13 protein-coding genes are annotated in these 12767 nt (G+C 60.8%); 3 read left to right on the top strand and 10 right to left on the bottom strand.

Annotated features, from left to right (window positions below):
• On the bottom strand, nt 1-507 hold a 507-nt coding region (locus ACTG4J_RS11615), incomplete at its 3' end, for a PfkB family carbohydrate kinase (RefSeq protein WP_439139690.1).
• A gap of 267 nt (nt 508-774) precedes the next feature.
• Here ACTG4J_RS11615 and rpsB point away from each other — a divergent pair.
• The gene (rpsB, locus tag ACTG4J_RS11610; protein ID WP_439139688.1) at nt 775-1569 is read left to right on the top strand and encodes a 30S ribosomal protein S2; all 795 of its coding nucleotides are present in this window, start codon (nt 775-777) and stop codon (nt 1567-1569) included.
• Between the two features lie 71 nt (nt 1570-1640).
• The gene (tsf, locus tag ACTG4J_RS11605; protein ID WP_439139686.1) at nt 1641-2516 is read left to right on the top strand and encodes a translation elongation factor Ts; all 876 of its coding nucleotides are present in this window, start codon (nt 1641-1643) and stop codon (nt 2514-2516) included.
• Nucleotides 2517-2580: 64 nt separating this feature from the next.
• On the opposite strand, the gene aroQ is transcribed toward tsf, so the two are convergent.
• From aroQ to ACTG4J_RS11565, 8 genes are all read right to left on the bottom strand, one after another.
• On the bottom strand, nt 2581-3018 hold the full coding sequence (gene aroQ, locus ACTG4J_RS11600) for a type II 3-dehydroquinate dehydratase (protein WP_439139684.1): 438 nt from the start codon (nt 3016-3018) through the stop codon (nt 2581-2583).
• A gap of 229 nt (nt 3019-3247) precedes the next feature.
• On the bottom strand, nt 3248-3934 hold the full coding sequence (phoB, locus tag ACTG4J_RS11595) for a phosphate regulon transcriptional regulator PhoB (RefSeq protein ID WP_439139682.1): 687 nt from the start codon (nt 3932-3934) through the stop codon (nt 3248-3250).
• A 12-nt stretch (nt 3935-3946) separates the two neighbouring features.
• Nucleotides 3947-4663 (bottom strand): phosphate signaling complex protein PhoU, encoded by a 717-nt coding sequence (phoU, locus tag ACTG4J_RS11590; protein WP_439139680.1) that lies wholly within the window; start codon nt 4661-4663, stop codon nt 3947-3949.
• A gap of 31 nt (nt 4664-4694) precedes the next feature.
• Nucleotides 4695-5492, bottom strand: a complete 798-nt coding sequence (gene pstB, locus ACTG4J_RS11585; protein ID WP_439139679.1) for a phosphate ABC transporter ATP-binding protein PstB — start codon at nt 5490-5492, stop codon at nt 4695-4697.
• A 36-nt stretch (nt 5493-5528) separates the two neighbouring features.
• A complete protein-coding gene (gene pstA, locus ACTG4J_RS11580; RefSeq protein ID WP_439139678.1) occupies nt 5529-6890 on the bottom strand; it encodes a phosphate ABC transporter permease PstA in 1362 nt (453 codons plus the stop codon).
• On the bottom strand, nt 6887-8347 hold the full coding sequence (gene pstC / locus ACTG4J_RS11575) for a phosphate ABC transporter permease subunit PstC (protein ID WP_439139677.1): 1461 nt from the start codon (nt 8345-8347) through the stop codon (nt 6887-6889). The genes pstA and pstC overlap by 4 nt, the downstream gene beginning before the upstream one ends.
• Before the next feature lie 71 nt (nt 8348-8418).
• The gene (locus tag ACTG4J_RS11570; RefSeq protein WP_439139675.1) at nt 8419-9462 is read right to left on the bottom strand and encodes a PstS family phosphate ABC transporter substrate-binding protein; all 1044 of its coding nucleotides are present in this window, start codon (nt 9460-9462) and stop codon (nt 8419-8421) included.
• A gap of 162 nt (nt 9463-9624) precedes the next feature.
• Nucleotides 9625-10707: a sensor histidine kinase gene (locus ACTG4J_RS11565; RefSeq protein WP_439139673.1), complete on the bottom strand. Its 1083-nt coding sequence runs from the start codon at nt 10705-10707 to the stop codon at nt 9625-9627.
• Between the two features lie 409 nt (nt 10708-11116).
• On the opposite strand from ACTG4J_RS11565, the gene ACTG4J_RS11560 reads away from it, so the two are divergent.
• Nucleotides 11117-11365 carry a hypothetical protein gene (locus ACTG4J_RS11560; RefSeq protein WP_439139672.1) on the top strand — a complete coding sequence of 83 codons (249 nt, stop codon included), beginning with the start codon at nt 11117-11119 and terminating at the stop codon, nt 11363-11365.
• On the opposite strand, the gene ACTG4J_RS11555 is transcribed toward ACTG4J_RS11560, so the two are convergent.
• Nucleotides 11362-12549, bottom strand: a complete 1188-nt coding sequence (locus ACTG4J_RS11555) for a trans-sulfuration enzyme family protein (protein WP_439139670.1) — start codon at nt 12547-12549, stop codon at nt 11362-11364. The two genes, ACTG4J_RS11560 and ACTG4J_RS11555, sit on opposite strands and share 4 nt — an antisense overlap.
• Nucleotides 12550-12767 lie beyond the last annotated feature (218 nt).

Below are 12767 nucleotides of genomic sequence, written 5' to 3'. Positions count from 1 at the left end.
CCGCAGATCAGCCGCCGCGAAACTGGGGCTTTGCGATATCTCTACCAACAGCGCTTCGGTCAGATTGCCATCCAGCGCCACGATCCCCGACCATGGCGCCTTTGCACTGGCCAGTCGCCCGTCAAGCAGCGGGGCCAATATGCGCGCACCCGCCGCCTCCAGCGAATGGGCATCGGCAAGCGCGGCCAGCAAGCCGCCCTGCGCCTCGATCGCCATGTATTGATCGGTCGGCAGATCGGCGTCGATCAAGACCGGGCCGCAATCCAGCCCCATCGCGCGACAGGCCGCCAAAAGCGCATGCCCCTCGGCATCATCGCCCACCACCGACAAAAGCGCTGGCGTGATCCCGAAGCGCTTGATCGTCATCGCGATATTGAGTGCCACCCCACCGGGCAGACGGGTGATCCGGCCCGGCTTGTCATTGCCCAGGCCCATTGCTTGATCGGTGCGCCCGATGATGTCCCAAAGGACCGATCCAATGCACAAGATATCAGGTTTCTGCCCCATGGGCTTGCTCTAGCCGGGCGGGTCGCGCCCGTCCATCCGCTTCTTCGTTTCGTAAATATCCCGGGGGGGTCGCGGCACGCGACGGGGGCAGCGCCCCCATCTCGGCGGCGCGCGCAGGGCAGGGGTTGCCAATCCCCCGCAAACCCCGTAATTGCGCGCTCACTTCACAGGCGGAGGCGGGCCATCGGGACAGACATCCCCGTTGCGTCCACCGGTTGGGGAAACCCTGAACCTTCGCCCTAGGCGCAAACCGGAAAGGAACACGATATGGCGCTTCCAGATTTTTCTTTGCGTCAGCTGCTCGAGGCTGGCGTTCACTTCGGTCACCAGACACAGCGCTGGAACCCCCGTATGGCCCCATATATTTATGGCGACCGCAACGGCATCCACATCATCGATCTGACGCAGACGGTTGAATTGCTCGACCAAGCGCTCAATGTCGTGCGTGAGACCGTGGCCAAGGGCGGCCGCATCCTCTTTGTCGGCACCAAGCGTCAGGCGCAAAAGCCGATCGCGGACGCCGCCGAGCGCTGCGCGCAATACTACATGAATCACCGTTGGCTGGGCGGCACGCTCACCAATTGGAAGACAGTGTCGAACTCGATCTCGCGCCTCAAGGAAATCGACGCGCTGATGGCGGCCGGTGTCGAGGGTCTGACCAAGAAAGAGCGTCTTGGCATGGAACGCGATCAGGCCAAGCTGCAAGCCTCGCTCGGTGGCATCACCGAGATGGGTGGGCTGCCCGACCTGATCTTCGTCATCGACGTCAACAAGGAAGACCTCGCCATTGCAGAGGCGCGCAAGCTCGGAATCCCCGTGGTTGCGGTTGTCGACACAAACTGCCCGCCCGATGGCGTGGATTACGTCATCCCCGGAAATGACGATGCCGCACGTGCGATCGCGCTTTATTGCGACCTGATCAGCCGGGCCGCACTCGACGGCATGTCGGCGCAGCTGCAGACCGCCGGTGTCGATCTGGGCGCGTTGGAAGACGGCACACTCGAAGAGGCCTTGGCCGATGAGAGCCCGGCCGCCGAAGCATCCGAGGCCGCCGAAGCCTGAGGCTTTCGTCATCCAAATGATACGCGCGCGGGGCATGCCCCGCGCGCAGACCGAATTTCAGGAGAACGCTCATGGCGATTACCGCTGCAATGGTAAAGGAACTGCGCGAAGCAACAGGCGCAGGCATGATGGATGCCAAGAAGGCATTGACCGAAACCGATGGTGATTTCGACGCCGCCGTCGATTGGCTGCGCACCAAGGGTCTGGCCAAGGCGGCCAAGAAATCCGGTCGTACCGCGGCCGAGGGCCTCGTGGCTGTGGCTGTATCCGCTGGCACGGGTGTCGCGGTCGAAGTGAATTCCGAGACGGATTTCGTGGCCAAGAACGCAGAGTTTCAGGGCATGGCAGCCGCCATCGCCGATGCGGCACTTGGTGCGGCCGATATCGATGCGCTCAATGCGACCGCGATCAATGGCACGCCCGTGGCAACCGTCATCACCGACGCCATCGCCAAGATCGGCGAGAACATGGCGCTGCGCCGCATGACGAAACTCACCGGTCAGACTGTCGTGTCTTATGTCCACAACGCAGCCGCACCCGGCATGGGCAAGATCGGCGTTCTGGTCGCCATCGATGGCACGGATGAGGGCTTTGCCCGCCAGGTCGCGATGCATGTCGCAGCCGTCAATCCCGCCGCGTTGAACGAAGATGCTGTCGACCCTGAGATGGTCGCCAAGGAGCGTCAGGTGCAGATCGATATCGCGCGCGAGTCCGGCAAGCCCGAGGCCGTGATCGAAAAGATGATCGATGGCCGGATGAAGAAGTTTTTGGCCGATATCACGCTGGTCAATCAGGCCTTCGTCATCAACCCGGATCTGACGGTTGGTGCAGCGGCCAAGGAAGCCGGCGTGGAAATCACCGGCTTCGTGCGCCTTGAAGTCGGCGAAGGCATTGAGAAAAAAGAAGAAAACTTTGCCGAGGAAGTGGCGAAAGTCGCCAAGGGCTAAGCTGTCCTTTTTGCAAGAAACAAGGAAACGGGGCAGGGCGTGGCGCTGCCCCGTTTTCTTTTGCTCACGCGCGCGTCAAATGGCCCTTGAGCGCGTCGAGCGCCAGTATGTAGCCCTGCGCACCGAAGCCTTGGATCACGCCGACACAGACCGGGGCGATGAACGAAACATGGCGAAACGCCTCGCGGGCATGGGTATTGGACAGGTGCAACTCAATGACCGGCAAAACGATCGCGCTAATCGCATCACGCAGCGCGACGGAAGTGTGCGTATAGGCACCGGCATTGATGATCACGCCAGACATGGTGCCGCGTGCGGCGTGAAGATGATCGATCAACGTGCCTTCGCAATTGGATTGCGCACAGCTGACGGTCAGCCCGATGGATTTGCCATGAGCGATGCTGGCCGCCTCGATATCGGCAAGCGTCGTGGCGCCGTAAATCTCGGGCTCGCGCGTGCCAAGCAGGTTCAGGTTCGGGCCGTTCAGGACCAGTATGTGCATGATGTCATCCTCTGGCGCGCAGTATAGGGGTTTGGCAAACCGGCGGAAGGGGCAAATATTCAGCGCGCTTTTTGGTATAAAATTTATTTATAAGCAGTATATTGTAAGGTGTTCTTAAACAAATTCTGCGGGGTTCGGCCAATCCCACGTGATATTTATTTAACATAATACTGATTATAGGATTCATGCATCCCGCATAGGTGCGCTCTCCATGGCGAAGCTGTGCGCCCTAGCCCAGTGCGTAGCCTGCGCCGCGCACTGTCCTGATCGGATCGCCTTGCGCCCCCGCCTTCAGCGCCTTGCGCAAGCGGCCCACATGAACATCCACCGTGCGGCTGTCGACATAGATGTCGCGGCCCCAGACGCGGTCGAGCAATTGCTCGCGGCTCCAGACCCGACCCGGGCGCTCCATGAAAGCGGTCAAAAGCCGGAACTCGGTCGGACCAAGGCGCAGCTGTTGCCCCTGCCGATAGACGCGATGCTCGGCCAGATCGATCATGATGTCATCGTATTCGAGCCGCTCACCGACTGTCGCGGGACGCACGCGGCGTAGCTGTGTGCGTAACCGTGCCAAAAGCTCGGCCACGGAATAAGGTTTTGTGATGTAGTCATCCGCGCCGGTCTCAAGGCCGCGTATCTTGTCGGTTTCTTCCGAGCGCGCCGACAGCATGATCACCGGGATGCGCGCGGTCTCGGCACCCATCTTGAGTTGGCGGCACACCTCGATCCCCGAGACATGCGGCAACATCCAATCCAGAACGATCACATCGGGCGGCGTCTCACGCACCAGGACCAAGGCTTCGTCGCCTGCTTCGGCGGTGATGACCTGATAGCCCTCGGCTTTGATGTTATAGGCCAGAACCTCGCGCTGTGCGGGTTCGTCTTCGACCACAAGTACCAGCGGTTCGCCCGACATGCCCCCTGCCCCTTACATGCCACGCCCGGCGTCGAGCGCTGTGGCGTCTTGCTTGGGTCGGTCATCATCGGGCATGTCGCCGGTCACCAGATAGATCACCTGTTCGGCGATCGAGGTGACATGGTCGCCCATGCGCTCGATATTCTTGGCCATGAAATGCAGATGCATGCAGGTCGTGATGTTGCGCGGATCTTCCATCATGAAAGTCAGATATTCGCGGAATAGCGCCGAATACATCTGGTCGACGTCGCGGTCACGCGCGCGCACATCCGCCGCCAAGGCGATATCGCGCTGAATATAGGCATCCAGCACATCCTTGAGCATCAACTCAACCTGACGGGCCATGCGGCGCAGGGATGCGGCCGTACCGTTGACCGGCGGGCTGTCGATGATGGTTTCGGTGCGCTTGGCGATGTTCTTGGCGTAATCGCCGATCCGTTCGAGGTTGGTCGAGACGCGGAACACCGTCAGGACAGTGCGCAGGTCACTGGCAATGGGTTGGCGCTGCGCGATGATGCGGGCCGCCTCGTCATTGACCTGTTCTTCCAGCGCATCGATGGCGCGGTCAGCCGCACGCACGGCGCGGGCTTGTTCGATGTCGCGTGTTTCAAGCGCCTCGGTGGCGCGCGCGATGGCCTCTTCGACCAAGCCGCCCATGCGCATGATCTGCGCCTGGATACCTTCAAGGTCGCGGTCGAAGCCCGATACGATATGCTCTGATGGTGGCATGGTTATCCCCCCTGCCCGATACGAAATTGCCTCAACCGATCCGGCCTGTGATGTAGCTTTCGGTACGCGGATCGTCAGGGTTGGTGAAAATCTTCGAGGTATTGCCATATTCCACCAGATTGCCGAGGTGGAAGAAGGCGGTTTTTTGGCTGACACGCGCGGCTTGCTGCATCGAATGGGTCACGATCACCACCGAGAATTTCGCGCGCAGCTCGTCGATCAACTCCTCCACCTGCGCCGTGGCGATCGGGTCGAGTGCCGAACATGGCTCATCCATCAGCAATACCTCGGGTCCGGTGGCGATGGCGCGCGCGATGCACAAGCGTTGTTGCTGACCACCCGACAAGCCGGTGCCGGATTCTTTCAGCCGGTCCTTCACCTCGTTCCACAGGGCCGCCTTGCGCAGGCTTTCCTCGACGATGCCGTCGAGATCGGCCTTGGTGCGGGCCAGACCGTGGATCTTTGGCCCATAAGCAACATTGTCATAGATCGATTTCGGAAAAGGATTGGGCTTTTGAAACACCATCCCGACCTTGGCGCGCAGCTGCACGGGATCAACGCGGCTGTCGTAGATATCTTCGCCATCGATGCGGATATCACCCTCGACACGCGCGATGGCCACGGTGTCGTTCATCCGGTTCAAACAGCGCAGAAAGGTCGACTTGCCACAGCCAGACGGGCCGATGAAGGCCGTGACGGTATTGGTCAAGATATCGACATCGACGTCTTTCAACGCATGTTTTTCGCCGTAATAGACCTGCACGCCGCGGGCCGTGATCTTGATATCATGCGCGTCCACAAGTCTCTCCGTCATGAGTTGGTCGTCCATGTTCCATTCCTTACCAACGCCGCGCGATGCAGCATCCTACCAGCGCCGCTCAAAGCGACGCCGCAGCACGATGGCCAAGATGTTCATAACCAGCAAAAAGGCCAACAACACGATGATCGCCCCTGCCGAGCGCTCGATAAAGGCCGGGTCGGCCCGTGACGCCCAGGAATAGACCTGAACCGGCAGCGCGGTTGCCGGATCGAAGAAGCCGCCATCAAAAGGCCCCGCCGGGTAGTTGGCGACAAAGGCCACCATCCCGATCAGCAGCAAGGGCGCGGTTTCGCCCAATGCCGACGCCAACCCCAAGATCGTGCCGGTCAATATCCCCGGTGCCGCCAAGGGCAGCACATGGTGAAACACCACCTGCATCCGCGAGGCCCCTACCCCCATCGCCGCGTCCCGGATCGAGGGCGGCACGGCGCGAATGGCCGCGCGTGTCGCGATGATGATCGTGGGCAGCGTCATCAGGGTCAGCACCAACGCCCCCACCAGCGGCGAGGATTGCGGGAATTGCGCGAAGTTGATGAAGATCGCAAGGCCCAAGATCCCGTAAACGATCGACGGCACGGCCGCGAGGTTCGAGATATTCACTTCGATCAGGTCGGTCCAACGGTTCTTCGGCGCGAATTCCTCAAGATAGATCGAAGCCGACACCCCAAGCGGCAATACCATCACCGCCACAAGCACCATCATATAGGCCGAGCCGATCATCGCCACCCCCCAACCCGAGGCCTCGGGCCGCGGGTCGGAGGCATCGGGATTGGTCAAGAAAGCCCAGTTGAACTTGAGCGACAGTAGCCCGTCATCGACCATGCGGTCGGCCAGATCAAGCTGCGCGACCGAGATATTGGTGTCGCGTTCTGCCGTGTCGCGTGTCACACGCCCCTTGAGATAGCCATCGATCCGGCCCGTGGCGAAGCCTTCAAAGCGGATGGTCTGGCCCAAGAGTGACGGGTTTTCGAGGACCATATGGCGCAGACGGGCGGGTGTATCACGCGAGACGAAGGCCGTGATTTCACGATCGCTGACACCCTCGGTCGAGATGCCGCGATCTGCCAAATAGGCGATCAGATTATCGTTGAGCAGACCCGTATAGCCGATGGTCGTCACGCGCATCATCTCTTCGCGCTGGCGGTTGCCATTGGGATCGAGCCGTTCGGCGTCGAGCGTCACGGGAAAGGAAAATGTCGCCTGCCGAAAGGCCGAGACGCCATCGGAAAAGATCGTCCAAAGCATGATGAACAAAACCGACAGGCTGACGCAGATCGCGACGATGCCATAGTATTTGAACCGTTTTTCGGCGGCATTGCGCTGCTTCATCCGGTCGGTCTGCTGCAACAGAGAGGTCGACGGCTTGGCCGGGTTTTGCGGCGTATCGGCTGCGGTTACGTCAGTCATTCATACTGCTCCCGGTACTTGCGCACGACCCAAAGCGCGAAGATGTTCAGCCCCAAGGTGATCACGAAAAGCGTGATCCCCAGCGCAAAGGCCACCAGCGTTTCAGCCGAGTTGAATTCCAGATCGCCGGTCAATTGGCTAACGATTTTCACGGTGATCGTCGTCATTGCCTCGAACGGGTTGAGGTCCAGCTTGGCCGAGGCCCCTGCCCCCATGGTCACGATCATCGTCTCGCCGATCGCGCGGCTGGCTGCCAGCAAGATCGCGCCCACGATCCCCGGCAATGCGGCGGGCAAGATCACCTGCCGCACGGTTTCCGATTTGGTGGCACCCAAGCCATATGAGCCATCGCGCAGCGATTGCGGCACGGAGTTCATGATATCGTCGGCCAGCGACGAGATGAATGGCACATTCAAGATACCAATCACGATGCCCGCTGTCATGACCGATGAGCCCGACGTCCCAAGCCCTGTCGGCTCGGCGATCCAATCGCGCAGGAACGGGCCGACGGTCACCAGCGCGAAAAGGCCGAACACGACCGTCGGGATGCCGGCGATCACCTCGATCAGCGGCTTGACGACCGCGCGCACCCGCGGGCTTGCGTATTCCGCAAGGTAAATCGCGGTGAAAAGACCCGTGGGGACAGCCACGATCATCGCCACCAAGCTGATATAAAAGGTGCCCCACAACAGTGGCAACAGGCCAAGCTGGCTGTTGCCCTGAAAGGTCGGCGCCCAGGTCAGGCCGAAGAGGAAATCGGCAAAGGGGTACATGGTCGAAAAGCGGATCGTCTCCGACAGCATCGAGATCACGATGCCGATGGTGGTCAAGATGGCGATGGTCGAGGCCAGCATCAAAACACCCAGCACCACCGCCTCGACCCGGTTGCGCGCGCGAAGATCGGCTTGCGTGATCTTGATCGCATAGGCCAAAGCGCCCAGAGCGAGCAAGATGGCAAAAATCGACCGAAACAGGCCGCCCGTGCTCGACAATTCGCGGTAACTTTGTGCCGCTTGCAGCACCTCGGCCGTGACATCACCGCCAAGGGCCACGCCCACTTCGGCCAGTCGGCCACGGACATCATCATCGGCGATATTGAGCGCGATCGCGTCGTCCGACGAGAGCGCACCCGCGACCACAGCACTGTCGATGCCCTGCGCGACGCGACGCACATCGGCCATCAGCAAGATGCGATCTGTTTCATTCTCGAATTCTTCTGCGGGAAAAAAACTGGCCAATTGGCGTTCGATCATCATCGGCTGAACGATAGACCATGCCGCCACCAGCATGAGGGCCGGCAAAAAGGCCATGATCGCCCCGTGCCACCCGTAATAATTCGGCAATGAATGCAAACGGCGATTGTCGCCCTGCGCAGAGGCCATCGCGCGGCTGCGGCCCAGAAAGAACCCGACACACCCCAAGGCCAGCAACAGCAAAATCAGCATTGTGACGGTCATCGGGTGGGCCTCGTCGCAGTGAAAGAAACGGCACCCCGGACCAGCGCCCGGAGTGCCGAAGGATCATCAGATCAGTTCAGCGGACCCATGGCGACGCGGTTGCGCACCATCTCTTGGGTTTCGGCCAAAGCGGGGTCGGACACGAGGCCATACTCGGCCAGCGGGCCGTTCGGGCCGGCCATGTCGTCCGAGACGAAGAACTCGATATAATCCTGCATGCCGGGGATCACGTCGAGATGTGCAACCTTGACGTAGAAGTAGAGCGGACGCGACACCGGATAATCACCCGCGGCGACGCTTTCGGTCGTGGGCACGACGCCGTTCATCGTTGCGACCTGCAGCTTGTCTGTGTTGTTGGTGTAGAATGACAGGCCGAAGACGCCGATGGCGTTGCGGTCATTCTCGAGGCGCTGCAGCGTCTCGGTGTAATCACCGTCGATATCGACGTTGCGGCCATCGGTGCGAACGGCCATGCACGCTTCTTCGGCTGCATCCTCATCCATGCCGCCGGCCATGAAAGCCGCCATTGCACCGGTCTCTTCGCAGCCAGCGATCAACACGCGCTCGTCATAGACTTCACGGGTGCCGTGCTTGGTGCCGGGCGACAGCACGAGGATGTCTTGCGCGGGCAGGCTTGCGTTGAAATCGGCCCACTGGGTGTGCGGGTTGTCGACGATCGCGCCATCGACCAGAACCTGCGCGCCGAGCGCGTTGAAGAAATCGGCGGGCGTAAAGGTGAAGGATGGGCCATTGATATCCGAGGCGAAGACGATCCCGTCATAACCGAAGCGCACTTCCATCACCTCTGTCACGCCGTTCGCGGCGCAACGGTCGAGGTCGGACTGGCGGATGCGCGAGGAGGAGTTCGCGATATCGATGGTGTTCTCACCGACGCCTTCGCACATCATCGCGCGACCAGCACCCGAACCACCACCCTGCACGACCGGCGTCGGGAAGTCGAAGTTTTCACCGAAAAGTTCAGCGACGATGGTCGCATAGGGCAGAACGGTCGAAGAACCGGCAATCTGCACGTTGTCGCGGCTCTGCGCGAAGGCGCCGGTTGCGGAAACTGCGGCGATGGCCAAAACCGAAACGGAAATTTTTGCGAGCGACATGGAAGGGATCTCCTGATTTAGTCACACATCCGAACGCGCCAGACTGCGCATCCTTGAGCGACCGCCTATCGGTCCCGTGCAATGCTTTTGTGACGCCTGCGTAACAGTTTTATGACACTCGGCGCGGACGCCATGTTTTTCCATGACGCGGCGCAAGATCGGTCAATCGCGGGGCAAAATTACAGAGAAAACACTGCCATGCCCTTGGCGCGAGTCGATGCGCAAACGGCCGCGATGGCGGTTGATGATATGTTTGACGATGGCCAGGCCAAGCCCCGTGCCACCCATGGCGCGGCTGCGATGCGTGTCGACGCGGTAGAAACGCTCGGTCAGGCGCGGAATATGCAGCGGATCGATCCCCTCGCCCTGGTCGATGACGTCGACGACGATCACCGGCCCCTGCATCGCGCCCATGCCTTGCTTCCAACCGATCGTGAGGGTCACGGTCTTGCCCCTGCCCCCGTATTTCAGGGCGTTTTCGGTCAGGTTCAAGAATACCTGCATCAGCTGATCGCGATCACCCTTCAGCCGAAAAGCGCCAGCGGTCTCGCCAAGCGCAAGCTCGGGTGCGGCAGGCAAGATATCGAGCGCGAGATCACAAGCCTGATCTTCGGCAGCCGGCTTCAGCGCCGCGATCACGCCCCTGAGAACCGCACCAAGATCGACATCATCAGCGGGGCGTTGGCGTTCTTGCGATTCGACCCGGCTGAGCGACAGAAGGTCCGAGACCAAACGATTCATCCGCCGCGCCTCCCCCTCCATGATCCCCAAGAACCGCTCGCGCGCGCTGGCATCATCGCGCGCCGGACCGCGCAGCGTTTCGATGAAGCCCATCACCGCAGTCAGCGGCGTGCGCAATTCATGGCTGACATTGGCGACGAAATCGCGGCGCATCTCCTCGGCTTCGCGCAGGTGGGTGATATCGGTAAAATGCAGCGCCAGATCATGCTGGCCGCGTGCATCGGGTGGACCGATGGGCGTGATCTTGACGCGATACTGTGTCTCGCCCGTGCTTTCGGTGCGCTGCAAGCGTGCTTCACCGACCTGCCCATCGGCGAAGGCCGCCTCGATCCGCCCCAGAAGCGAGGGCTGGCGGAGCACCGATGCATAACTGCGCCCTTCGATCCAATTGCCCATAAGTGCGCGCGCGGCGCTATTGGCACGCAGCACTTGACCGGAATGCGACAGGTGCAGCATCGGCTCCGGCACCGCCTCGAGGAGTTCTGTCAGAAGCTCTTCGCTCATCATCACGCCATGGTTTGATCGGATGCCCTGCGATCCAATGCCCTAGGCGTGGCGCGATTCCCGCCGCTTGGCAATGGTGGCAAAATTACTATCATCTGCATTTGTTATCTTTGACAAAGAAATTTTCGCGTTATAATCAGACAGGCGATGGCGTGTTCGGCTGTCGCATCGCAACCTGTTTCGAAACGGAACGGCGGCGGTGTCGTATAGCCCCATCGTTGAAAACAAGGTGCCGAAGATGGATGGAAGAGACAGGCAAGCCCTTTCTCGCGCCCGTCATGAAGGGCCCGAGGAACCGCAAGTGGCCCGCCCCGTGTTGGCGGTCGAGATCGCGTGCGATGTTGTATCCGCCTTGCCGCCGAATCTGGTGGAGCCCGGGGCGATAATCCGCTCAGTCTCGCTTGACCATTTGGCGGATATCCCTTTGGTCGGACAGGCCGCACCCATCTTGGTGCTGTCGCGTCTTGTCACACCGGAATTCGACGCGCTCGATCTGGCGCGGATGCTGGCGCAATACGGTTATCGCGGGCGCTATCTGGCTTTGGTGGATCGGCTGCCCGATGCCAAGCTGATCCGCCGCGAAGTCGCGGCGCAATCGCCCGGCATCAATTTCGATGTCATCATCCTTGATGGATCATCACCGCTGCACTCGCTTTAGACCGCCGCAAGCCCGGCTTCGAAATCGGCGATCAACAGATCGACATCCTCGATCCCGACCGAGATACGGAAAAACCCGTCCATGATCCCAAGGGCCGCGCGCCCCTCAGCCGTCAACCCACGATGGGATGAGGATGGCGGATGGCTGAGCGTGGTGCCCACATCGCCCAATGTCGGGGCAAAGGCCATCTCGGGCATCGCCTCGACCATGCGATTGGCGGCCGCCGCATCGCCATCGATCATGATCGAGAGCATATTGCCGTAACGGCCAGCCAAGAGCGCTTTGGCGCGGGCATGATCCGGGTGATCGGCGCGGCCAGGATAAAGCACCTTCGCCACCTTGGGCTGGTCGGCGAACCAATCGGCAAGGCGCGCGGCATTGGCCTCGGCCCGGTCAAAGCGGAGCGGGAAAGTATATAGTCCGCGCTCGGCCAGCCAGCATTCATAAGGGCTTGGCGTCAGCCCGGTGGTCACTGCGAAATCATAGATCTTCTTGGCATCAGCCGGATCGCGCGCCGCGACATAGCCGAGCGTTACATCCGAATGGCCGGCCAAAAGCTTGGTTACCGAATGGATCACGATATCGGCCCCATGATCAAAGGGGCGATAGCCGATGGGCGTGGTAAAGGTGTTGTCCACGGCCACCAGAACGCCCGCTTCCTTCGCGACCGCGATGATGCCGTCCATATCGGCTACACGCAGCGTGGGGTTCGACACCACCTCGAGCAAGATCATCTTGGTCTCGGGCCGGATCGCGGCCTTGAGTGCGGCCGGGTTGCCCACATCGACCACGGTGGTGGCGATGCCGAAGCGCGCCAGATCCTGATGCATCAGCCGCAGTGAACGCCCGTAAAGCTGATCGGCGCCGATGATGTGATCGCCCGCCCCCAAAAGCCCCATGATCGCGGCGGTGACGGCCGCCATGCCCGATCCGGTGATCAGACCGCCGGTCGCACCTTCCAACATGTCGATCTTCTGGGCCAGAAGCGTGGCGTTGGGATGGCCCTCGCGGGCATAGGTATAGCCCTGCGCGCGCCCCTCATACTGGGCATGCAGCATGTCGATGGAGGGTGAGGCATAGACCACTGAAGGCTGGATCGGCGTGACCACGGCGCGACTGACCCCTTCCTTTAAGGGAAGGCGGCGGACGAGCGTTTGGGGGCGATCATTGCGGCGGTCCGTCATCTGGGTCTTCCTTCCTTCACAGTCGTTCGCGCTGTGAGTATCACGGCATTGCGCGGCGTCAATCTTCGCCTCGGCCCCTCTGGGTGCGGCGGGCATAGAAAAATATCGTCATTTGCGTGACACGGAAATTCAGTCATTCTGTTGACTATGAGCGCGCAATCCGTTTTGTGGGCATCACCATCCTACGATCCGTCGAAAGGGACATGTCGATGCCGAAG

It is taken from the genome of Roseicyclus sp. (assembly GCF_965662675.1).
Classification (GTDB): domain Bacteria; phylum Pseudomonadota; class Alphaproteobacteria; order Rhodobacterales; family Rhodobacteraceae; genus Roseicyclus.
Note: the sequence above shows the minus strand (reverse complement) of the source record. Positions and strands in the feature narration are given on the sequence as shown.